Source organism: Epilithonimonas arachidiradicis (genome assembly GCF_003610695.1).
Classification (GTDB): domain Bacteria; phylum Bacteroidota; class Bacteroidia; order Flavobacteriales; family Weeksellaceae; genus Epilithonimonas; species Epilithonimonas arachidiradicis.
Genome location: NZ_RAQH01000001.1, coordinates 696,192 through 720,197, shown reverse-complemented (window position 1 = coordinate 720,197; position 24,006 = coordinate 696,192). Strand labels below are relative to the sequence as shown.

Annotated in this window: 23 protein-coding genes and 3 tRNA genes; 8 read left to right on the top strand and 18 right to left on the bottom strand. The window is 36.0% G+C overall.

The features are described from left to right. Nucleotides 1–12 precede the first annotated feature (12 nt). The 5 genes from BXY58_RS03515 (at nt 13) to BXY58_RS03490 (ending at nt 3,459) form a co-directional block, all read left to right on the top strand. Nucleotides 13–525: a hypothetical protein gene (locus BXY58_RS03515; protein WP_120212535.1), complete on the top strand. Its 513-nt coding sequence runs from the start codon at nt 13–15 to the stop codon at nt 523–525. A 752-nt stretch (nt 526–1,277) separates the two neighbouring features. Beyond that, entirely contained in the window at nt 1,278–2,033 is a 756-nt protein-coding gene (locus BXY58_RS03505) for an SDR family oxidoreductase (RefSeq protein WP_120212402.1), read from the top strand. A 65-nt stretch (nt 2,034–2,098) separates the two neighbouring features. After that, complete coding sequence (locus BXY58_RS03500) at nt 2,099–2,614, top strand: class I SAM-dependent methyltransferase (protein WP_147366795.1); 516 nt, start codon at nt 2,099–2,101, stop codon at nt 2,612–2,614. A gap of 14 nt (nt 2,615–2,628) precedes the next feature. Continuing rightward, a complete protein-coding gene (locus BXY58_RS03495; RefSeq protein WP_120212400.1) occupies nt 2,629–2,979 on the top strand; it encodes a DoxX family protein in 351 nt (116 codons plus the stop codon). 24 nt (nt 2,980–3,003) lie between these two features. After that, nucleotides 3,004–3,459, top strand: coding sequence for a hypothetical protein (locus BXY58_RS03490; RefSeq protein ID WP_120212534.1), 456 nt, complete (start codon nt 3,004–3,006; stop codon nt 3,457–3,459). Nucleotides 3,460–3,835: 376 nt separating this feature from the next. On the opposite strand, the gene BXY58_RS03485 is transcribed toward BXY58_RS03490, so the two are convergent. The 3 genes from BXY58_RS03485 to BXY58_RS03475 all read right to left on the bottom strand — a co-directional run bounded on the left by BXY58_RS03485 (nt 3,836) and on the right by BXY58_RS03475 (nt 4,126). After that, nucleotides 3,836–3,919, bottom strand: a tRNA-Leu gene (locus BXY58_RS03485). A 13-nt stretch (nt 3,920–3,932) separates the two neighbouring features. After that, nucleotides 3,933–4,005, bottom strand: a tRNA-Gly gene (locus tag BXY58_RS03480). Between the two features lie 39 nt (nt 4,006–4,044). Further along, nucleotides 4,045–4,126 (bottom strand) — tRNA-Leu (locus BXY58_RS03475). Between the two features lie 167 nt (nt 4,127–4,293). On the opposite strand from BXY58_RS03475, the gene BXY58_RS03470 reads away from it, so the two are divergent. The 3 genes from BXY58_RS03470 (at nt 4,294) to BXY58_RS03460 (ending at nt 6,280) form a co-directional block, all read left to right on the top strand. Continuing rightward, entirely contained in the window at nt 4,294–4,674 is a 381-nt protein-coding gene (locus tag BXY58_RS03470; protein ID WP_120212399.1) for a DUF3127 domain-containing protein, read from the top strand. An 80-nt stretch (nt 4,675–4,754) separates the two neighbouring features. After that, the gene (aat, locus tag BXY58_RS03465; RefSeq protein ID WP_120212398.1) at nt 4,755–5,402 is read left to right on the top strand and encodes a leucyl/phenylalanyl-tRNA--protein transferase; all 648 of its coding nucleotides are present in this window, start codon (nt 4,755–4,757) and stop codon (nt 5,400–5,402) included. Continuing rightward, a complete protein-coding gene (locus BXY58_RS03460; RefSeq protein WP_120212397.1) occupies nt 5,399–6,280 on the top strand; it encodes a DMT family transporter in 882 nt (293 codons plus the stop codon). The genes aat and BXY58_RS03460 overlap by 4 nt, the downstream gene beginning before the upstream one ends. Nucleotides 6,281–6,564: 284 nt before the next feature. On the opposite strand, the gene BXY58_RS03455 is transcribed toward BXY58_RS03460, so the two are convergent. The 15 genes from BXY58_RS03455 to BXY58_RS03385 form a co-directional block, all read right to left on the bottom strand. Then, on the bottom strand, nt 6,565–7,935 hold the full coding sequence (locus BXY58_RS03455; protein WP_120212396.1) for a tetratricopeptide repeat protein: 1,371 nt from the start codon (nt 7,933–7,935) through the stop codon (nt 6,565–6,567). 162 nt (nt 7,936–8,097) lie between these two features. Then, entirely contained in the window at nt 8,098–8,721 is a 624-nt protein-coding gene (locus BXY58_RS03450) for a hypothetical protein (RefSeq protein ID WP_244926045.1), read from the bottom strand. 49 nt (nt 8,722–8,770) lie between these two features. Further along, entirely contained in the window at nt 8,771–9,640 is an 870-nt protein-coding gene (gene rfbD / locus BXY58_RS03445; RefSeq protein WP_120212394.1) for a dTDP-4-dehydrorhamnose reductase, read from the bottom strand. 1 nt (nt 9,641) lies between these two features. Next, nucleotides 9,642–10,121: an acyl-CoA thioesterase gene (locus tag BXY58_RS03440; RefSeq protein WP_120212393.1), complete on the bottom strand. Its 480-nt coding sequence runs from the start codon at nt 10,119–10,121 to the stop codon at nt 9,642–9,644. A gap of 57 nt (nt 10,122–10,178) precedes the next feature. After that, entirely contained in the window at nt 10,179–10,679 is a 501-nt protein-coding gene (locus tag BXY58_RS03435; protein WP_120212392.1) for an OmpH/Skp family outer membrane protein, read from the bottom strand. A 34-nt stretch (nt 10,680–10,713) separates the two neighbouring features. After that, nucleotides 10,714–11,364, bottom strand: coding sequence for an OmpH/Skp family outer membrane protein (locus tag BXY58_RS03430; protein WP_120212391.1), 651 nt, complete (start codon nt 11,362–11,364; stop codon nt 10,714–10,716). Nucleotides 11,365–11,386: 22 nt separating this feature from the next. Next, on the bottom strand, nt 11,387–13,921 hold the full coding sequence (locus tag BXY58_RS03425; protein ID WP_120212390.1) for a BamA/OMP85 family outer membrane protein: 2,535 nt from the start codon (nt 13,919–13,921) through the stop codon (nt 11,387–11,389). A 34-nt stretch (nt 13,922–13,955) separates the two neighbouring features. Beyond that, entirely contained in the window at nt 13,956–14,699 is a 744-nt protein-coding gene (locus BXY58_RS03420; RefSeq protein ID WP_120212533.1) for an undecaprenyl pyrophosphate synthase, read from the bottom strand. A 5-nt stretch (nt 14,700–14,704) separates the two neighbouring features. Beyond that, nucleotides 14,705–15,496, bottom strand: a complete 792-nt coding sequence (porG, locus tag BXY58_RS03415; RefSeq protein ID WP_120212389.1) for a type IX secretion system protein PorG — start codon at nt 15,494–15,496, stop codon at nt 14,705–14,707. Nucleotides 15,497–15,673: 177 nt separating this feature from the next. Further along, complete coding sequence (locus BXY58_RS17030) at nt 15,674–18,187, bottom strand: exopolysaccharide transport family protein (RefSeq protein ID WP_120212388.1); 2,514 nt, start codon at nt 18,185–18,187, stop codon at nt 15,674–15,676. Then, nucleotides 18,187–19,062 (bottom strand): polysaccharide biosynthesis/export family protein, encoded by an 876-nt coding sequence (locus BXY58_RS03405; protein ID WP_120212387.1) that lies wholly within the window; start codon nt 19,060–19,062, stop codon nt 18,187–18,189. The genes BXY58_RS17030 and BXY58_RS03405 overlap by 1 nt, the downstream gene beginning before the upstream one ends. A 29-nt stretch (nt 19,063–19,091) precedes the next feature. Continuing rightward, nucleotides 19,092–20,201 (bottom strand): glycosyltransferase family 4 protein, encoded by a 1,110-nt coding sequence (locus BXY58_RS03400; RefSeq protein ID WP_120212386.1) that lies wholly within the window; start codon nt 20,199–20,201, stop codon nt 19,092–19,094. 25 nt (nt 20,202–20,226) lie between these two features. Then, complete coding sequence (locus BXY58_RS03395; protein WP_120212385.1) at nt 20,227–21,234, bottom strand: glycosyltransferase family 2 protein; 1,008 nt, start codon at nt 21,232–21,234, stop codon at nt 20,227–20,229. A gap of 129 nt (nt 21,235–21,363) precedes the next feature. Next, nucleotides 21,364–22,434 carry a formimidoylglutamase gene (locus BXY58_RS03390; protein ID WP_120212384.1) on the bottom strand — a complete coding sequence of 357 codons (1,071 nt, stop codon included), beginning with the start codon at nt 22,432–22,434 and terminating at the stop codon, nt 21,364–21,366. 4 nt (nt 22,435–22,438) lie between these two features. Beyond that, entirely contained in the window at nt 22,439–24,004 is a 1,566-nt protein-coding gene (locus BXY58_RS03385) for an EpsG family protein (RefSeq protein ID WP_120212383.1), read from the bottom strand. Nucleotides 24,005–24,006: the final 2 nt, after the last annotated feature.

Here is a 24,006-nt window from a genome sequence, read left to right as displayed (position 1 = left end):
AAAAACAGTACAATGAAAAAAAATTTAGGAGTAGTATTGATTTTTATAACAATCGTTATTAAATCTCAAGTAGCCATTGGGAAAACCAGCGTTACCAATAACTCAGTATCGCTGGAATTTGCCGATACCGAAAACAAAGGATTAATAATTCCTTATGTAGAAACAAAAACAGGTATTACAGAGAACGGAACAGTCATCTACGATGTTACCGACCACAAAATGAAATACCTGAAAAACGGAAGCTGGTTTGATTTGAGTATTGACACCACCGGGCAATCCGACATCTCGATCCAGCAATCGAAGTCAGAAATGACCACTGCTAAAACAATAATTGGTAATAATACGTCTGATACAAGTACCGGGATTTTGGTTCTTTCTGATAGCAATAAGGCCATGATTTTACCAAAAGTTGCAAGCCCTCATATTAATATTATTAATCCGGCCCCCGGAATGATGGCTTATGACACCGTAAAAAAACAACTTGCTGTCTACAACGGAACAGTTTGGTCCTTTTGGAAACCATAAATTAAAAAATAAATGGTTACAAATTAAAAGGAATTATTCTATTACCAGAGTGATCAAAAACTCCATTTGTACAGAACAAAGACCGGGTAGCAATAACTCTTGACCAAACAATAATACAGAACATTTATTGGTAAATATTAGCGTGCTTGCAATATAGTAGAGATAAATATCAAATCATACATTTGATAATGACTTTCTATAAAAGACATGAGCTTCCACATACAGAGATCGTATTATCATTCAGGGAACCTTTAACAAAAAAGCTATGATAAAATGCAATACATTGAAATCAGAAATGCTCGATAAAATACTTGAAGAAAAAATGATTGGAAAATCACATCGCGAGACTCAAAAATTTCTTGGCAGACCTGCGGATATCATAAATGAGAATGAAAGAACCTACATTTTGAAGACATATTGTTTCGGGATTTTTTCAAAAAAACTTCATCTTTATTTTTATGAAGGGCGATTAAGAGACTATTACATTGGGATATTTTAACTACAATAATTAACATTTCGCATTTTCCAACACAATAGAAAACTAAGAACCATACATAAAAAGGCTTAAATTCAGTTAAATCAAAATTTTCTAAAAAAATTTCATTCAAACAACTAAAATTCTATTAATCAAATAATTGAATAGCCTTTTTGATAGAATAAATTCTGTAATCCTTCGTAGGAATTAATTGCTTATAGCTGATTAATGTCTGCAAATTGACATATTTGTATAGAATAATTAAAAAAATACAAATATGTCAAAACACGATGTGAAAGGGAAAGTGATCCTTATTGCCGGAGGAGGTAAAAACCTTGGCGGATTATTAAGCAGAGATTTTGCTGCAAAAGGTGCAAAATTAGCGATTCATTACAACAGTGAGAGCTCGAGAGCAGAAAGTGAAAAAACTTTGGCTGATGTTCAGGCTCTGGGTGCAGAAGCATTTTTGTTTCAGGCTGACCTTACGAAAGTTGAAAACATTACTAAATTCTTTGATGAAACCATCAGCAAGTTCGGAACTATTGATATCGCCATCAATACGGTTGGGATGGTATTGAAAAAGCCTTTTACAGAAACTACAGAGAAAGAATACGATACAATGTCTGATATCAACTCGAAGGTTGCCTATTTCTTCTTGCAGGAAGCCGGTAAAAAAGTAGCTGACCACGGGAAAATTTGCACAATTGTAACGTCTCTTCTTGCGGCTTACACAGGGCTTTACTCGACTTATGCGGGAATGAAAGCGCCTGTTGAGCATTTCACAAGAGCAGCTTCTAAAGAATTCGGGGCGAGAGGTATTTCTGTAACAGCAGTTGCGCCCGGACCAATGGATACGCCGTTTTTCTATGGCCAGGAAGCTGACGATGCCGTGGCTTATCACAAGTCTGCTTCTGCATTAGGTGGTCTTACCGACATCAAAGATATTGCTCCATTGGTAGAGTTTTTAGTGACTGACGGATGGTGGATCACTGGTCAGACTATTTTCGCTAACGGCGGATACACGACGAGGTAATAGAGTATTCATAAGCTCTTTCAAAGTTGGGAATTGGAAAAGCTTCAATTCCCAATTTTTATTTTATGGAGATCAGCGAAGCTAAATTATTGCTACCAGAATTAACCTCAATCCAGCCTGAAATATGGGCAGACTTAGGTTGTGGAAGCGGAATCTTTACTTATGCTTTAGCCGAAAAATTATCAAGGGAGAGTAAAATATTTGCTGTTGACAGAATCCGACAAAAATTTTCAGGACGATATGACCAGGCAAAGATTGATTTCATACAAGCTGATTTTGAAAATGATGATTTGAATATTTCTTCTCTGGATGGGGTTCTTTTAGCCAATGCCTTGCATTTTGTAAAAGATAAAGCAAGATTAATTCAAAAATTTGAAATGTATTTTGAGCAAGAAAACGGAAAATGGATTATTGTAGAATATGATCATTCGGTTCCGAACCAGTGGGAGCCGTATCCAATTCCTTTTGTTCAGTTGAAGTTGTTATTCAGTCAATTTGGTTATTCAAAAATTGAAAAAATAGGCGAAAGAAAGTCTGTTTTTGGCGGAACAATGTATTCGGCTTTCATTACTAAAACTTAAAAAAATTAATTACGATGATACTTAAAATTATAAATGGAATTCTGATTCTGGTTGCCGTTTTTATGGGCTTCAAACAAGGATATGCTATGTTTTCCGGAAAGCCTGAAATGATGGAGATGTTCGGAAAATGGGGTTTTGGAAAAACCGGACTGATGATTAACGGAGCTGTTACTATTCTTGCAGCAGTATTAATTCTTTTTCCAAAAACTTTTGTCTGGGGAAATTTTCTGATGGCAGCGGGAATTTTGCTGATTATCTGTTTTCATTTATTAGATAAAGACTTCAAAGGTGTAATGGTTGAGCTTCCATTTCTGTTGCTTAATCTGTTGATTATCTATCTTCAGCATCCTTTAAAGAGTGCTTAATTAATGATTCTAAAAACACAAATGATGAGAAAAATATTATTTGCAAACCTTTCAGCATTGGTGCTGTGTTCTGTAACGGCCTGCGCACAGACTAAGACAGAAAAAACACAGAATATATCTGAAACTAAACATTTAACCCTTAAAAAAACACAACAAACTATGGAATTATCAAAAATCACCAACCCGACAGTCAATGCTGCAATGACAGCTTGGCAAAACGGCGACAGCAAAACTTTCTTATCTTATTTTACAGCCAATCCCACAATGACGGATGATGGCAGCCCGAGAAGTTTTCAGGGATTTGTAAAGGAAGCGTGTGGCGAAGAGAAGTTTCTGACGATAGACTCTGTAGAAAATGATGGAAAAGATATTACCGGAAATTTCAAGGCTGGAAAATGGGGAACTTTCAAGGTTTTCTTCAAATTTCATCAGAATTCTGATGGCAAATTCGACCGTTTGGACATCGGGCAAGCCCATTAAATCTATAGATAAACTGAAATCATCTATCAGCAACTTACAGGAATTACATGTACAATATTAAAGAGTTGCAAGAAATTGCGATGTATAATTATGGTCGAGGATCTATATGTAAGACATTGCAAGATGACGTGTTGTCAATGCTTCATTTGAGAAACACAAACACTCTCCGTAAAACTATGCTTTTAACAAACGGTATTGTTCGTAGATCCGGATGGGAATGATGCAACCTCTTATTTAGGACAGGATCAATAAACGCTTACTATTCTATGCAAGCCTGAGCCCTACCACTGATAGTAATGGTTAATAACAGTATTCATCTTTAGCCATCCTTAAAATAAAAACTCTCTGTTACTATTGTTGACAGAGAGTTTTTAAGTACCCCAGACGGGACTTGAACCCGTACGTCCTTGCGGACACAGGATTTTAAGTCCTGCGTGTCTACCAATTCCACCACCAGGGCAAAGTAGAACTTGAGCGAAAAACGGGATTCGAACCCGCGACCCCAACCTTGGCAAGGTTGTGCTCTACCAGCTGAGCTATTTTCGCATAAAAAAAATTCCTAATTACTTAGAAATTTTTTCGTTGTGCGGATGAAGGGACTCGAACCCCCACGCCTCACGGCACCAGATCCTAAGTCTGGCGTGGCTACCAATTACACCACATCCGCATTATTGAAGAACTTCTTTTCTTTCGTTTTGGTGAGTGCAAATATATAACTCTTTTGTATTCTCTCCAAAATAAAAACAACATTTTTTTAAAGTTTTTTCATCGTCGGATTTTTGAATAACATTAATACTTTTATTACCTTTACAGACTTAAAACATTTTTCAACATATGGAATTAACAGGAACAATTAAGAAAATTTCTGATTTACAAACTTTTGCAAGTGGATTTCAAAAGAAAGAATTGGTTCTTTTAACAGAAGAGCAGTATCCACAACCTATTAATATCGAATTTTTATCAGAAAAAGTTGACCTTTTAAATCAATATAAAGTTGGTGACAAAGTAAAAGTTTATATCAACATCCGAGGTAGAGAGTGGACAAGCCCGCAAGGAGAAGTGAAGTATTTCAATTCTATCCTGGGATGGAGAATGGAAAAAGATGGTTCATCCGATTTCAACGAGCCAACCGAAGCTACGCCTTCTCAGAATTCGCCTGCAACAGAAAACAAAAATGTTTTTTCTGAGGATGAAGATGATGATTTACCTTTCTAATCGACAATAAAAAATTATCACATAAGTCCCTGCATTCTATTAAAGTGCGGGGATTATTTTTGTAATCAATAGTTAATACAATGATCAGGCTAGATTCTGAAGACATTTCTTTTCCCGATCCGGAATTCTATGATTCTGAAGACGGATTAATTGCCATTGGCGGTGATCTGAAACCAGAACGGCTTTGGTTTGCTTATCAATTAGGATTATTTCCCTGGTATAATGAAGGCGAAGAAATACTCTGGTGGTGTCCGGATCCGAGATTTGTTCTTTTCCCAAATGAAATTAAGGTTTCAAAATCGATGAGGAAAATTCTGCGAGATGAGGTTTTTGAATTTACCGAAAACCAATGCTTCGAAGAAGTGATGAGAAACTGCAAAACATTGGAAAGGAAAGGACAAGACGGGACATGGATTAATGAACAGCTCATCAAATCCTTTATAAAACTACACCATTATGGAAAAGCTAAAAGTTTTGAAGTCTGGCAAAACAGCGAATTGGTTGGTGGCTTTTATGGTGTTCAGGTTGGGAATGTTTTCTGCGGCGAAAGTATGTTTTCCAAAGTTTCCAATGCCTCCAAAGCCGGCTTTATCTACTTTACTACAAAATATAAAAATGTATGGGAATTGATTGATTGCCAGATCTACTCTGAGCACCTGGAAAGTCTGGGGGGCAAGATGATTCCAAAAATTGATTATTTAAATATCTTAAAACAACAAAAGCCTTGAATACCGAAAAACTTAAATGGATTCTTCTCATCGTATTATCTGTGATTTGGGGATCATCCTTCATATTGATAAAAAAATCTCTGGAACATTTCAATCCTTATGAAGTTGGTGCGTTACGTGTTCTCATATCCGGAATTGTATTAATGCCTTATGCCATTACTAAAATCAAACAATTTCCGAAGCAACACACCAAATGGTTGATTTTAGCTGCTTTGAGCGGAAGCTTTATTCCTATGTTTCTGTTTCCATTAGCAGAAACTGAGATCAGCAGCAGCATTGCAGGAATTATTAATTCTATGATGCCAATATTCGTGATTATAGTTGGATCTTTGGTATGGAAATTCTCTACTACCAAAAGACAAATAATCGGCGTTTTAATCAGTTTTATTGGCGCTTGTATTTTGGCTTTGGGAAGTGGCGAAAGCGGTGAAATTAAAATCTATCCCATTCTATTATTAGTTTTAGCCGTCCTAATGTATGCGATCAGCACCACGACGATAAAATCGAAACTACAGGAAGTTCCGCCGATTCTGATGTCAGCCTTTATTTTTTCTTTTGTTTTGTCTTTACCGTCTTTAATTGCATTGGTATTTTCCGGATTTTTCCAGGATTTAGAATTTAATCAAAGTACGTTTGAAGGACTTGGTTTTGTAGCGATGTTATCCATCTTTGGAACCGGCTTGGCAATGATGATGAATTATAAATTACTGAGTATTTCTACACCGCTATTTGCATCAACTGTGACTTTGCTAATGCCAATTGTTGCGATTATTTGGGGAATTTTGGACGGTGAAACTTTGACAACAATGCAGTCTATCGGCGCATTAATTATTTTAGCTGGATTGATATTTTTGAGAAGTAAGCCAAAGGCTGCATAATTTTTTTGAACGCGAAGCGCGCAAAGATTTTATTGAACTTATTGAAAATATCTTTAAGGTTCGCAAAGGCGTAAAACTCAGCTAAGAAATAGATAAAGGATTAGTTTGTGTCCTGCGGAATGATAATATTGTAGTTTTGGTTTAATGTTGATTGGATTACAAAACCCATAGCCCTGATTGCAACGGCATCCTTTTGTGATGAGGAACGAAGAGCAAAAGATATAGTGGAAAGCAGGTTCCCGGCTCCTAAAAATTAAAAAGCTCAGATGACTCTGAGCTTTCGTTTATTTCTTTTTGGTCTTTATTTTTTTGACCTGTTCTTTGATGAACGGATATTTCTGCTGCATATCCTTGCTGAGCGACGGATCTAGTTCCAAAGCTTTTTCCAGTTTTTGGATTCCCTCCGAATCATTTTTCAGATTGAAATAGCAGTTACTCAACTGATAATACAATTCTGCTCGTTGATGCGTCTGCAACGCTTTTTCCAAAACTGTAATCGCCTCCTCATACTCTCCTATCAGCATCAAAACTTCTGAATAAGCATACCAATTATAGAATCTACTTGGTTCTGTTTCTACTAATTTTTTCAAACAAGTTAAACTCTCCTCGTATTCTCCACAAGTGATATAAAGAAAGGCTAAACGTTTTTGATATTCCAGGTTACCCTCATTCAAAGCGACTGCTTCTTGTGCGAAATAAAGCGCTTCCTTAGGGTTCCCCATTTCCTCATAGATCTGAGATTGCTCCATCATTGCCAAATAAAACTGAGGATCTTCTCTCAATGATTTTTGGAAAGAGGTTAAAGCCGGAACCAATTTCTTAGCTTCTTTATAACATAAGCCTATTTTGTAGAAGGTAAATGCTTTGGTATATTCCAACTCCAGCATCTCTTCGTAAACTTCAATCGCTTTGTCCCACTCGCTCATCGCTTCATAGCAGGATGCTTTGTTCGCATAAACACCAACTGCACCAGAATTAATCGCTAATAGATAATCAAATCCTCTGATAGCTTCTTCATAATTTTTCTTATTAAAGAAAAACTGCCCATATTCGTACCAAGCGGTTTCGGAAAATGGAAACCTGTCAAGATATTGATTCAAGAAATCTAAAGCTTCTTGTGGACGATTCAGTTTGCTGTAACATAGCATTACATTCTCCAAAGAATAATCATCATAAGGATCGTGCTCCAGAGCAGATGTGTAATGTTTAAGCGCGTTGAAAGGATCATCCAGATTGACATATTCGTCGGCGATGAAATTGTGAAGGAAGTTTTCTTCCTCTTCCAGTTCCAAGGCTTTCAAACAGTACTCTATAGATTTTTTCGGATTTCCAAGGTTAGAATAGTATTTAGCACAACAAACTAAAAAGTCTGTGTCTTCCAAAGACGACTGGTGTAACTCATCAATCAGTTCTTTTGCTTTCGCATAACGTTCCAATTCCAAGAAAACTTCCAGTTGTTTGGTTTTGATCTCCAGAGAGTTCGGATGAATTTTCAGGGCATGATTCACAGCAAGTTCTGCGTAGCTGAAATCTCCCAACTCCAAGTAATAAATAATGATATCAACATATTCTTCTGTGTCGAAGTATAACTCTTCATTATTCTCTATCATTTCTTCGAACTTTTTTGCAAGTTCGTTTTCAAAAAATTCTTCCAATATGTGTGATTTAGATTTGAGATTTAGCTCCGCTCAGTTAGAAATAATTCCAAGTGAGGTCTGTAAATGAATTACAATTAGCCGGGTTCTTAAATCTTCTTGTATAAAGTTAATCAATTTTATTCTGAAAATAAGTCATATAAGCATTATAACTTATTAACATTAATCCTTTTTCTGTTCAGAATATATTGTAGTCAAAAACATACCAAACGATTTCTCTAATCCTGTGATATCGCCTGATTTTAAGTTGATTCCTCCGTAAATACTGTCGTTACTACGAATTTTGAAATCTGTCAAAGAAAAGTACAAAGACGGCTGATCTTTTTTTCCTGACAATTTTACCGCTGAACCTAATAATTTTCTTGTAGAAACTGTCAAAACTTCATTATCAATCAGTTCCAATCTCAGAAAGCTTCTTGGTTTTATCTCGGTGGTTTGGTTATTAATATTGATTTTCTGATTTTTTTCTGATGCCGAAACCAGATAAACGACATTTTGTTCATCAGTAATATTATCCGGCTGAGTATAATAAAGATTCAAAATATAATAAGCCGGATTGAAGCTTTGAAAAGTCCCATCCACATTTTCAATCGGTTTTAATGAAAATGAATTGGCTCCAACCTGTTTTGCCTTTTTATAAATATCACCGAAAATGGCTACATCGTCATTCGAAAATCCGTTCACAAGAATTTCACCCAGGAATTCAGATTTCGACGGTTCCGTTATTTTGTAAAAAAACTTGTCTTTGTTATCATTTGTTTTTTCAACCTTATTCAATGTAACCATCTGAAGGTAAAATAACTGAAAACAAAAAACACTAATTAAAAATAATAATTTACGCATTCGTTAATTTTAATATTTCGATGCAATCTCTCAGACTATTTTCCCAATGCTTTGGTTCGATATGATAATCTTTTTCGATTTTGTCCAGAGACATTGTGCTTCTCTTTGGGCGTTTTGCCGGTGTTGGAAATTCTTCTGTTGTAATCGCTTTTAATTGAACGGAAGAATCCGAAAATTCTTTTATCTTACTTGCAAAATCAAACCAAGTGGTTTCCGGATAATTGGAAAAATGATAGATTCCGAAAGTCTTCTTTTCAGCACCAATGATTTCCATAATCGCTTCGGCAAGATCATTCGCATTGGTCGGCTGACCAAACTGATCACCCACAATTCCCAATTCATCCTTAATTTCGAATAAATGAAGCATTGTCTTGACAAAGTTCTTGTTAAACTCAGAATATAGCCAGGATGTCCTCAAAATAACAGTCTCAGGATTGTTTTCCAAAGCCAATTCTTCGCCTTTTCTTTTGGAAGCACCATAAACACCAATTGGATTGGTAAAATCGTCTTCCGAATAGCTAAGATTAGTTTCTCCATCAAAAACATAATCTGTAGAAACGTGGATCAAGATTGCGTTGTTATCTTTACAAACCTGAGCTAAATTACCCACAGCATCTCCATTGACAGCAAAAGCTTTTTCGACTTCTTTCTCAGCTAAATCAACTGCCGTATAAGCTGAAGCATTAATCACAAAATCCGGTCGATATTCTGCAAAAACAGTATCTACCTGCTCGTCATTTGTAATATCCAGAACCGATGATCCTGTAAAATTAAAATCATACAGATCGTGGTATTTTGGAGCTAATTTCTGCAGGCAGTGTCCTAACTGGCCATTTCCTCCGATAACAAGTATTCTTCTCATATTATTTTGTTTTATTCTGGCTTCTTAAAAATCCAACTCTTTCTTTAAATGTTTTCTGGTCTACCTCCACCAGAAAATGAGCGAATTTGGTAAGAGTTTCTTCAGGCATTTTTTCTGCTCTTCTGGTTTTCATATTAAAATAAATGACCGTGAGCCAAAAAACAGCGTGGACCACTCCATTTTCATCCTTCATCAGCAACTCAACCACTGCTGTAAGATCATCAACGAAAATGGTTTTGCTGGTGATTTCAACAGTAGAATTGTATCTAACTTCTTTTAAATAAGCGATCTCATTCTGGACAGTAACCCAGGTGCAGCCTGTTTCTCTGGTATATTGTTCGTAGGTAAATCCGTAATTCTGCTCCACGTGATCTTCTCTGGCGTTGAGCATATATTCCAGATATTTGACATTATTGAGATGACCGATTGGATCACAATCTGCAAAACGGATTTTAACCGTAGAAGAGAATTCTTTTTCCATAATACAAAAATAAAAAAACCGCTCCGAAAAAGAGCGGTTTTAATGATTTGGATTCTATTAAAGACCTAATTCTTTTTTAACCGCTGGTGTAGCGTCTGTTCCTGCTTTGTAAACTAAAGCCGGGCTAGAAGCGTCGAAAACATATTCATACCCTGCAGCTTTAGAAACTTTAGTAATAGCATCATTGATTTTTTTCTCAATTGGAGCTAAACCTGCATCTCTTTTTTCAGCGATATCTTTCTGAGCAGCAGCATATAACTGTTGCAAGTTATCCTGAAGTTTTTGAACCTCCTGGCTTCTTTGCTCATTGATAGCCTGAGTTTGAGTAGCAGCTTCTTTTTGATATTTTGCCATCATATCTTGAAGAGATTTTCCTTGCTTTTCTAATTCGCTTTGTTTAGAAGTCTGTAAGGTTTGTAATTGCTGATCCAACGCTTTCATTTCCGGCATAGCTGTAAAAATTGAATTTACATCTACATATGCTAATTTCTGTGCGTTTGCAAATCCTGTAGCAAAAACCATTACAACCGCTACTAATAATACATTTAATTTGTTCATTTTAAAAAGTTATGTTTATATATTTAAATTAATTTTAATCTGCTTTGATTTCGCCTTTGCTGACAGATGATGTAGCTTTTTTAAGCATATTACCTGCTTTACCTTTCAGACTTTCTCTCCCACTTTTAACACCTCCCCTATTAGGCAAAGAATTATTTTTTGATTCTTCAGCCTTAGGAAGATTTTTTACAAGTAGGTTTAAAACAGCCTCGGTATAATCATATTTCTTATCCAGAAAAAGAACATTGTTCGTGGTTTTATCCAAAACTATGCCCAGATTATTCTTCGTAGATACTGTTTGTATTGCATTCCAGATCTGATCCTGATAAGGTTTTGTAAGATTGGATCTTAACTGATTAACTTCACCATTTGTACCAAATCTCGCACCAATTGTATTACGGATGCTCGCTTCCATATCTACAACTTCTTTTTCTCTCAGTTTCAACTGTTCACCTACCAAAAGAACTTTTTCGTTTTCAAAAGCTTCTCTTTTTCTCTCATACTCAGCCTGCAGCTTCTGCAAATCGGCCTGCCACTGAGTCACCTGGGTATTAAGCCTGTTCTCTGCTTCTTTATATTGAGGCAATTTGCTCAAAACATAATTGGTATCTACAACACCAATCTTTTGTGCATAGATGTGTGTAGTGGTAAAAAGAATTGTTACAATGAATGCTAATTTTTTCATCCTATAAAAATAGTATTTTATTTTATAATGGTTGGTTCATCAAGAAGTGGGTCTGCCATCCTGAAGGATCCGCACTTCCTAACGTTCTGTCAAATCCATAGGCAAAGTCAAATCCAATTAAACCAAATGCCGACATTGACACCCTGATACCTATACCCGCTGATCTTTTCAATTTGAAAGGGTTATAAGTTCCGAAGCTGTTCCAAGCGTTACCGCCTTCCACAAACGTCAAAGCAAAAATCTTCGCTGTTTGATTCATAGAAATTGGATATCTTAATTCCGCAGCAAATCTGTTATAAATTGTTGCCCCACCATATGGTGTTATATCATATGTTGATGAAGAACTGAAACCTGTAGAAGATGCATTCTCATAACCTCTTAACGGCACCAATTCTCTACCATCAAATCTACCATTGAACAATCCAACACCTCCTACATAATATCTTTCAAATGGCGGTGGACCCAATTCTTTGCTGTATCCGCTTAAGAATCCCATTTCACCGGTTGTTCTAAGAACCAATTTTCCAATAACTTCGTTATAGAAATCAGCTTTTAACTTCACTTTGTAGAACTCCATCCACTTATATTTGTCCAACGTATTCATAGTGGAGTAATCTTTGTTACTGAACCAGGAATAAGGCGGCGTGAACTTCAATGACGCTTCTATATTAGAACCATAAGTTGGGAAAACAGGATCCAAACCAGCCGAGTTTCTACTCAAACCAATATTGAAACTGAATGATTTCGTACTTCCGTTATATTCCAGCGCATCTCCGAAATAGAACGGATAGTTACTGAAATTATAGCTCTGAAACTGTATCCCGGTATAGAGCGAGAAATAATCATCCGGCCATCTCAACAGTCTTGTTAAGCCTGCTGTTGCAGAGAAAATATTCATCGTTTGATCTCCAGTGGAGTAAGAATAGTTAACTCTGGAATAGTTTAATCCAACACTCAAAGCTGTAGGCCTTGTTCCAAATAACCATGGCTCTGTAAATGAAACTCCATAATTGGTAAAATATTGTCCTGCTTGTGCCTGAAGTGACAATGTTTGTCCGTCACCCTGAGGAACAGGTTTGAAATCTTTGAATTTCAGGAAGTTTCTCAAAGAGAAGTTATTGAAAGTCAATCCCAAAGTTCCGATGAAAGATCCTCCACCGTAACCCGCTTGCAACTGAACCTGCGATGAACCTTTCTCAACCAAAGTCCAGTGCATATTAACCGTGTTATCTTGTGGATTTGGTTTCACATCTGTACCAATCTGCTGAGGATCGAAAAACTGCATCCCAGCCAATTCGAAATAAGTTCTCTTGATGTCTGATTTTGCAAATAAAGTTCCCGGTTTTGTTCTAAGCGCTCTCAGGATAACGTGGTCGTGCGTTGTTGTATTCCCAGACCAGGTTACACGGTTCCAAGTCGCTTTTTCACCTTCATTGATTCTGATTTCCAAATTAATAGAATCACCTTTGATTGATTTCTCAATTGGTGTCACATTAGAGAACAAGAAACCATTGTTCATGTATAGAGACTTAAGGTCAGAGTCATCTTCTTTACCTCCATCTTCTCCAACTTTCTTGTTGAATCCTACAGCATCGTAGATATCGCCTGTTTTATACCCTAAAATCTTTTGTAAGAACTCGGTTGTGAAAGTTGTATTACCAACAAAATTGATATCACCGATGTAATATTTTTTACCCTCATTAAGTTTTACATTGATGTTATAACCTTTTTCATTTCTGGTGACAGAATCTGAAACAATTACCGCATCACGGAAGCCCAGAGAGTTATAATAACTGATCAGGTTTCTCTTATCCTCATCATATTTGTCCTGAACAAATTTTGACGGCTTAAGGATTCCCAACAAAAATCTTTTCTGCTTAGTATCTTTGAAACCTTTCTTTCTCAGTTTTCTGTCAGACACTTCATTATTACCATCAAAAGTAATTTTGTCAATTTTAACTTTTTTACCCTTGGCTACTTCAATGGTCCAGTCTACCAAATTCGGGTCTCCTGCATTAGCTTTTTCCTGGATATTAATCTTAGCGTCAGCAAATCCTTTTGCAACATACTCCTGAGGAATCTTATTTTGTAAGCTGGAAACCAAATTGTTATTGATTTTAGTCCCAGGCTTCAAATTATTATCCTTGATCAGCTTTTCGTTTTTGGACTTACCGATTCCTTTACCTGTGAATTTGATCTCTCCCAATTCTTTTAAGTCCTGTAACTGGAATTGTAAGATCACGTTTTGACCTTCTACATCCTGTACATAGACCTCTACTTTCGAAAAAGATTGTGTTTCCCAAAGTTTCTTAACAGCTGAGCTGACTCTCTGGCCGGGAATTTCTAACTTCTCTCCTTTCACAAGACCTGTAAAACGCAAAATCTGAGCTGGGGTGTATCTTTTGACACCGTCTACAACGATATCCTTCAGAACATACTCTTGGTTTTGGTTTGCTGCAAGTTCTGTGTTTTCTGCATTGTTACCCTGTGGAACAACCTGAGCGTGGAAATACACGGAAGCTGTTAACAAAATAATGGGTATAAATCTTAATTTCATTCTTATTGAAGTTGTTCTCTTTTCTATATATTTTTTATGAAAGCTGCTCGCTTGTCATTCCGTATCTCCTTTCCTTATTTTGATAATCTATGATACATTGGAAAAAGGTATCTTTTGTAAAGTCCGGCCAAAGCACATCCAGAAACTGAAGCTCTGCATAAGCAATCTGCCAAAGCAAAAAGTTACTGATCCTCACTTCCCCACTGGTTCTGATCATCAGATCAACCGGCGGAAAATCTTTTGTATAAAGATGATCTTCGAATACTTTTTCATTAATATCATCAACATCTATTTTCCCATCTTTCACTTCCTGGCTGATTTCTTTGATCGCTTTGAGGATTTCTTTTTGCGAACCATAATTCAGTGCCAGAATCAGATTTCCTTTATCGTTATTTTTAGTCAGCTCAATTACATTTAATAATTGATCTCTCACCAGTTCCGGGAGTTTTGTAATATCGCCGACAACGTGCATTCTCAAGCCTTTTGTGAAGATCTCTTCCGCTTCCAGAAGTAGTGTCTCTGACAAAAGATTCATCAGCGTATCTACTTCATCCTTTGGACGGTTCCAGTTTTCTGAGGAGAATGTGTAAAGTGTAAGATATGGGATATGGATCTCATTACAAGCATTGATAACATTACGAACAGCAGTGATAGCGTTCTTGTGCCCAAAGGTTCTCTCTTCTCCTCTGGATTTTGCCCATCTTCCGTTGCCATCCATAATTACAGCAACATGCTTCGGTAATTTATCTTTATTTATAAGCTTTTTTAAATCCTGCATAATCATTATTTGCAATAACAAGGTGGTCTCCCAAAAGAATAGGACAAAATCAATGTTGCAGAATTAACCCAATCTTTAGAATTCAGATTACCAATATTCCTTTGATCCATAAATCCTTGTACAATAGCAGCTGTTTGGTCTTTTCCTAAAGAACTCTTCACTGTAACATCACCATCTTTCAACATACTATAATCCACCTGATCCGAGAAAGTCGGACGGAAAGTGAATTCCCCGGACAATGCCCAGTTGTAATTAAATTTATATTTAAGCCCTACACCAAATGGCAATCCCATTGTAAAAGCTTTTTCCTGCTTGTACTTAGCTTGTACGCTGGTATTTGTAATGGTCAGTTCTGCCTTCACTGCATCCATATACAAACCGGAAACACCGGCAAATATATACGGACTTATCATACTGGTTTGCTCCTCATTAACCGGTAAAAAATTATATTCGAAAAGCAAGTCCGCTGATATCACCGAGTTGGTGCCTCTCAACTGCCTCATTCTTCTATAATTTTCTTTCGCATACCTGTCATCAAACTGAATGTTGCTAAATCCTACATTAAGCCTGACCGTCTGATAAGGATTAAAATTCATCCTGTACATTACGCCTCCATAAAATGGAAGGCCGTTTTCCGATACATTTCCGAGAGGTTTCTGAAGAATATAATTTGTCCTGCCAATATCTCCCACGAGATTACTCATACCCAATTGTACTCCTATCTCATGTCTCTGAGCTTTTGCAAAACTCAAAAAACAAAAAATAGCGATAAAGGCATAAGTTAATTCTCTCTTCATTTTCAATATACTGAAACGTCTATTACTCAAAAATTTGGTGCAAATATAAAACATTTTTAGATTAAGGAACTTCTTAAAGTTTAGTTAAATAAAAACAAAAAAATATAATTTATTGTTATAAAAACGAACTTATTGTCAAAATAGTCTATAAAAAAATAAAAGCCTTGACAAAGGCTTCTATTTTCTATTAAAAAACATTTTCAGCTTGTTCCTGATTTTTATGATTGTTGGTTCTTTATAATTTTTGTCTTCATCAAAGTAACCGTAACCATAGCCGTACCCGTAACCATAGCCGTACCCGTAACCATAGCCATACCCGTAACCATAACCCTGCTTAACAACAAAATCATTATAAACCAATCCAAGATTGGAAACTTCTTTATTAAAATACTTTTCTGTGATCATTCTCACCATATGCTTTTCTGTGTACTCGTGGCGGACAACATAGATGGTGGTATCAGCTTTTTTGATCAGTTCAAACGAATCGGCAACCAAGCCTACAGGCGGCGAATCTATAATAACATATTCATAGATCTCTTTCAGTCTTTCTATGAACTTCATATTATTATCACTCATCAGCAATTCTGAAGGATTCGGTGGAATAGGCCCCGATGTTATTACATCCAAACCGGGAATACTGGTATGATTAATAATCTCTTCCAGTTCTACCTGACCTGTGAGATAATTGGAAATTCCGTTTTTATTATTGATTTTGAAATCTCCGAAAATTTTTGGCTTCCGAAGATCCATACCTAACAAGACTGCCTTCTTCCCACTAAGCCCTAAGACAGAAGCTATATTGATAGACACATAAGTTTTACCTTCTCCACTGATAGAAGATGTAACCAGGATAACTTTGCTTTTCTGCTCCTCATCAAACAGGAAGCGCAGGTTGGCTCTTACAGCCCTGAATGCTTCCGATATTGATGATTTCGGTTCTTCTAGAACCGTCAGATTATTGTCGTAGCTGTTATGTCCTATTACACCCAATAACGGAATTCTGGTGGCCGTCAACAATTCTTTCAGATTTCGGATCTTGTTATCCAGCAATTCACCTACCAGCAAAAATATAAGAGGAATCAGTAACAGCCCCCCCATAATCTGCATTTTCGTAGCGTTTACATCCGGAGCAATGGGTCCTTGTCCCAGATTTTTTGCTCTGTCTATAACGTTTAGATTACTTTGATTGGTCGCAACACGCATTTGAGATTTTGCCTGTTCTGTAAGTAATGTATTATAAGTACTTTCAATAATATCATATCCCCTTTGTGCATCCAGGAAAATCCTTTGCTTTTCTGGTAATGTAATTAACTCCTTATCAATTTTTGCAATCTGTGAATTAACATCAGCAAGCCGGTCATAATAGCTTTGAAAATATTTTTTCAGACCATCTTGTGAAGTATATTTTGCTTCGTTAATCAACCTGTTGATTTCCCGCATTGGTTCAGAATTAGGGGTGTAGATCTGAGCCATTTCTCTCCGTTTTGCATAGAGCTGTTTCAGTTCTGACACAGAAGCATTAAAGCTCCCATCCTCTATCCCTGCAATATTGAGACTGATTATTTTTTCTATATTATTCGTCCCGACAGAATTTCTGATCTGATCCAGAGAATTAATTTTGGTCGCTAATTCAGCTTTTTGAGTTTCTAATGCAGTGAGTTTTTCCAATGTCTTAGAATCGATATTCTCCATATCGAAAAGACGATTGTTGATTTTCAGATTATTAAGAACTGTTCCGCTGGAATCTAATTTTTTCCTGATTAGAGAAAGATTTTCGTTAAGATATTCTACAGTATTTTTATCTACCATATTTTGATCCAACAATCTTTTCTTGATTAATTCATCAACAGAATTATTAAGGAAACTCACCGTATTATTAAGATTATAACCCGACTTAGTTATAACCATAATTGACGGTAGTTCTTTATCAAAATCTACCGTTAAACTTCCTATTATTCCATTAACCGCCTGATTTACAGGAATAAGAGTTATAATAATATTATCAAGGCCTAAATTGCTTGGTGTAGGGTTTGGAACCAGTTTGAATTTAAGATTTGGCGTCTCGTACCATTCATTAATTCCTAAAATTTTATTTTTTGGTCTTGGGTATGAAGTGATAGTCTCCATACTTTCTGTCTCATAATTATAGAGATACGGCGACTGCCCTTCTTCTGGTAAAACAACTTCATATTTATTCTTCTCTTTTGGTATCAAGGTTATGGGATAGTTCACCTGCTGCAGATGATTCGTATCAATCTCCAAAAATACCGGACTATCTTCCTGATCCAAATAAGTTGTCTTAATTAATCCTTTGGTTGTATAATTAGTGATTAAATTAAGTTTTTTTACCAGAAACTCGTTATGACTTCTTGATAATAAGATCTTTTTCAAATAAACACCATCCTGATTTCCACCCTGCCCCCAAATGAAGTTAATTGACTGATTGGGTGTAAAATAGCTAGCCGTATTGTTAGATATGCTTAATGATAGGCTGGAGGCATAAACTCTCTGAGCATAGTATTTACTATATACATACGAAATACAATAACCTATAAAGCCCAGAATAACAAACCAATACCAATTGCGAATAACTCTTTGCAAAAAATGAGCAGGATCAAACAAATTGAAAGCTCCCATTTTTTCAGCCAGTGCTGTATCTTGTGATTTTTTTCCGTTTTTATCAGGAATCATTATAGTCTAGTAAGAATTAAATAAATAGACATTACTGTTGTAAGAACAGAGACGCCAGTCGTCAAAGTCTGAACAGGTTCTTTTCCGAATCCATTGATAATCTTACTATTCGTATTGAGATAAATAATATCACCATTCTGCAACCAGTAGTAAGGAGAATTCATAGCATCTTCTCTTGTAAGATCCAGCCTTGCTGTTTTTATACCTTCCGGATACTTTCTATGGATCATTATGTTTTTACGGTCAACGGTTCTGTTGAGCCCGCCATTCATCGCTAGCGCCTGCATAATATTGAGCTGAGTAACATATGCCGTTTTTTCGCCTGTTATAGCGACATTTTCCATGTCACCCAAGATGTAATACCGGATTCCATCTAAGTTTAGTCTAACTTCCGATTTCCCTTGCAAAAAATTTTCGTTAACTTTTTCCTGGATCTCTTTTGTCATATCCTCAAGTGTCCTACCCTCTGCTTTGATGTAACCAATGCCAAAGATATTAACATCTCCTTTCGAATCAACTTTCAGCCCATTAAAATAAAAGGTTGCATTACCTCCTGAGCCACTATTCATCTGATTGTTCCCCATTTGGTTGGCATTGTTACTCATTGCCTGACTATTAGAACCCGTATTGGAAGAGTTGAGTGAAGAATAAAATTGAGCTGCATCTCCTTTCGGAGTTGTCACTACATTGAGGCTTAAAATATCACCTTTTGTTACTCTGTATTCCGGGACATTATAAGGGACTAAGCCTTCCTCATTTATTGTAAGGCTTTCGCTGGGTTGCAGATAACGAACATCTTTTTTAGAAATACAAGATGAACTTACCCCAACAAGAATGAGTAAAAAAAATATATTAAAAAAATAACGTTTTGTCATCAATAGTTTTTTACAAAAATATAATAATTTTAATCTTTTTTGAATCGCAATAAAAATATCGGCAAATAAGCGCCAAAAAATCCAAGAACCATTATAAGAACTAATAGCTGATTAACGCTCAAATGCCTGAAAAAATAGGCTGCGACTATGATTAATAAATAATAAGCTATAATATAAGCTGTTGATCTTCTATGGGTTAAACCTAAATTCAACAATTTATGATGAATGTGATTTTTATCCGGAGACAACACCGATTTTTTATGATAAATCCTTGTTATAATAACTGTTAAGGTATCAACGATTGGTAAAATCAGGATTGCAACAGCTATGACTGGCGCTGACTGCAAATGATAAAAAACCTCATCTCTTTTTGCAATAAAAATTTCTATAAAAGAGATTCCTGTAAAAGCAAGAAGAAAACCCAATATCATAGAGCCGGTATCTCCCATAAAAATCTTGGTACTTCTTTTATTCGATAAATTATAAAACAGAAAACCTAAAGAAGCTGCTATTAAAATCGAGCAAAGGACCACCAACGGATCATTATGGCTGCCCAACCTGAAAAAGCTGACACCAAACAAAGCGCTGGTTACTATAGTGTAACTCCCTGCCAGTCCATCAATACCGTCGATCAGATTAAAAGCATTAATTAAAATAATGAATGTTAAAATACTAAAGGCAATACTGATATAATAATTGATCTCATAGATGCCAAACACGCCAAAAAGACTACGTATGCGGACATCGGAACCGATTACCATCAATGCGGAAACTAATATTTGAGCCAATAATTTTTTATAAGCCCTCAAAACCATAATATCATCCATCACACCTACAAAAAACAGGATAATAAAAGATGCGAACAGGAACTTGTATCGGTCAAACAGTTCGTATGCAAAGATGGGCGCGCAGACACCTAATGAAAAAAAGATAGCGATTCCGCCAAGATTAGGTATCTTCCTGAGGTGTGAACTTCTTGCGCCGGGCTCATCCATCAGATTTTTTCTTCTGGAAATTTTTATAATCGTAGGAATGGCGATATAAGTAATAAGAAACGAAAATACAAAGCCAAGCACTAGCTTAAAGTAAAAGAAAGATATTCCGGTGCTTTCTAAAAAAGTTTCGAAATTATTATTCATTTAGTGTTTTTGGCTTATGGTATTATTAGCGGGTTAATTTCCTGACAAGTCTCCTCAACTTTAAAAGACTAAGGATATAATAAATTTTTTTTCTCAAGGGCAAAGATAATAGATAATTCTTACCAAACCGCTTATATTGCAATATATCTTTAGTCTTCAAAGCATTTATTTTTACAAAATCATCCAATTTTTGTGACATCAGATAAAAATCCTCCTCTTTTTTTACAAATGCCAAATAAGCCAAAAAAGTATAAACGCCTTCCAAAATCTGAAAATCCTTCAAAGCTTTTGGTCGGTCGGCAAACCGGCTTTTTTTAAAACGTTCGCTCACCGTTTCTACAGCTCTCAGAATATCCAAACCTTTTGTTGTATGACTTTTACTGATTGAATCTTTTCTTTCCAGATATTGATAATGATAATTCGGAGTGAAAGCCAAAGTCTTGCACTGAAGCAAGAGCTGTGGAATCAGTTCAATATCTTCGAAATGAATGCCTTTTTTGAACCTCTTATTTTGAAATAATTCCTTTTTAAATAATTTGTTACATGCGAAATAAGAGATGTCAGAAAAAACCGAAAGGTTCTGTTCCAAGAGAATTTTCTCCGGAAATCCTGGAAGTTGCGTCAGTTTTTGAGTGACATTACCATTTTCATCAACCTTTTGAAGATTACAAATCGTCATTTCTGCCTGATGTTTTAAAGCTAAGTCATACATTTCCTCAAACATAGTTTCCGAAACATAATCGTCGCTGTCCACAAAACCGATAAATTCCCCTTTTGCTCTGTCGATACCGAAATTGCGCGCATCGCTGAGTCCGCCGTTTTCTTTTATGAAACCAAAAATCCTACCCGGATATTCTTGCTGGAATTTTTCGATGATTTGTTGAGATTGGTCTTTACTTCCGTCATTCACCACCAGAATTTCGATGTCTTTTAAAGTTTGGTTGACTAATGACAACAAGCATTTTTCCAGATATAATTCGACATTATAAACCGGAACGATGATTGAAACTTTGATATTTAATTTTTCAGACATTACAAAATATGTAGCTCCTCTGGAGCTTTACCTGTTGCTTTTTTCTAAAAACATTACGCTCCTACGGAGCTTTTCTTCTTGCACCTTTCTTCTTTTGAACAGTAGTTTTAATACAGCATTATTAAATATTTAATTTCTGGTAAATCTCGGTCCTAAAAATCCTTTTTTAGCCTCATCAAAATCCGAACGTGAACAAGGGATACAATTATCGATATCCTCATCATCTCCAAAATACCAGAGATTACTGAAAACCTCTCTTTTGAAAGCATATTGCTCGTCATTAATCAAAACATAAAAAGTCTCGTAAGATTTCTCCTTCGGATGAGATTTTTGGATATTAATTCCTTCAATTAGATACCAGATCATTTGTGCTAAAAGCTGATGATTGAGCTGCGAATCCGAATAGATATTGTAATTGAAAATCCCGACAGATTTCAGTCTTTCGCTCAAACCAATTTCTTTCATATAAGCACAAATCTCCCTTCTGTTAAGTCCATTCACTTGCGGATTCATAGAAAAAGCCTCACCAAAACTTTCAATCGCATCGCAGTTAATCGTTACCAAATCTGCTTTCCGGAAGTAAGGCTCAGTTTTCTCTGTAGAATTCATCATCTCTGCCAATCGGATTATATCAAACTGAACTTCTTTGATGAGCTTTACAGAATCCATTTCGTTCAGATGTTTCTGATAGCCCAGATGATGGTAATTTTTGATAGAGAAATTTTTGGAACCTAAGATTTTACTCAGAAAATTAGACTCGTGGATCTCGTCCTGCTGCTTCAGTGACACCACGTTGCTAATTTGGGTATAATTGATATTTTGTTGATGAAAATTGAGCGCAGAAAAAAGTGAAAATGCGAAGTCATTACTTCCGCCAACAATCACCGGAATCGCACCTTTGTAATGACAAGCCGACAAAACTTCCTGCAGAATATAATGCGAATCCTGCGGTGTCCTTCCGGAAACCAAATCTCCTAAATCTACAAGCGGAATCTCAAAATCCAGTTGAGACAGTTTATAAAATTCTTTTCGTACACCTGTAAAATCCTGACTTTCCGCTTCGCCGTCAGCACCACGGTAATCTGATACAAATAGCAGAACGATGCTGTCTTCTTTGATGTCGTTGGTGATTCTGTCTCCGATTTGCCATTTCTCGGTTCGGATTTTTCTGGGCGCAATAATAAAGTCTTCGAATTCCATAGTTCTAATCTACAATTTTTATGATAACGTCTTTTGGTGTTTGTTTAGAAAATTGAATTAACTGATTTCTAAGTCTCTGGGTATTCTCTTTCTGTACAGAATAAAAAGAAACAGTTTTTCCGCCAGCCATATAATTATCAGGAATAGTTAAAGTTCCGACTTTTGAAAAATAATCCGGCATTTTTACCCATTCTTCAAAAACCAAAGCCACATCAAAATTCTGGTTTTTTGCCGTATCATAAACATATTGTTGCAAAGCCTTGTTATCGGTAAATTTTCCGTGGTCACTTTTTCTGAGCTTCGCCACTCCTATACTTCCTAAACCGTAGGTGTCCAAAAGATGAATATTATTGAAATAAGTAATCGCCCCGATATCATTGGCAATAACTTTCGAGTTTCTATAATATTGATGGAGAAAACCTGCCAGCTGAATCTGCTGGTCAAAGATATTTTTAGAAGCAACTTTCTGTTTTTCCAGCATTGTCCCAAACCGCATATACAATGTAACCAGTAAAAGAAAAACAGTTCCGAATTTCAGAATTTTGTTTGTCGCATTTTTATTGAAAACCTCATTAATAAAAGGCGTTATTGCAAATAAGACAATCACCACAAGATAAGCTTCATACCGGATCAGCCAACCAAAATTAGCAAATAAAAGATGAACGATAAACCCGCAAAACACAACAAGTGGAATAGCATTTTTGGTAAGTTGTAGCGTTTGAGAGATTTTGAGATTTTGATTTTTTGGGTTTCGAAGAATCTGAATCGACAGAATAATTATCAATATCAAAACTGAAATTCCACGGTAAGCATTCCCTGCGACTCTGGTGAAAAACCCTACAATACCATCGTTAGTATTTCCTTTCAGAATCAAAGAATTGGGCAGAAAAAACGAGGCGTTATCTATAGAAATCAATCCATAAACTACGACCGGAGTGACGGCGAAAAGGCCCAATGCAATGCTGATAACATAATCTTTCTTAATGAAAAACAGATAAACACAGATGAAGAAAACAAAAAACAAACTCTCATACCGGAAACCGACCGCAATGATTGAGAGCAAAGCTAGATTGGAGAAATGTCTCGGCGTTTTATCCTCAAGATATTTTTGAAATCCACGCAAAACTAGAATCATCGCCAGCGTATGGAAAACATGTTCCATTCCTGTCATTATCATCAGGTGCAAAGGCATCAGCAAAACAACAGAAAATAAAATAACGCTATAGGTTGCCTTAGAAAATTGTTTCAGATACCGATTAAAAACCAATATTAATGCAAAGCCAGCTACGCTATTGACAACCAGTGGTAGATATTCCCAATTTCCAAAAACCTTAATTAAAATTGCTAATAAAAATGTGAAAAGTGGAGACGATGTTGTGGAAGAAAACTCATATTGGGTAATTCCCCACGTTTGAAATTCAGCAAAATTCTTCGCCATCGAAAGATGGATATAAGTGTCATCCAAGGGATAAATATATTTTCCTGCAAAATCTGTTACGACCTGAATATTGAAAAAAATCAATAATCCAAGAATTATAAATATTAATAAAAGGACGATTTTGTTATTCATAA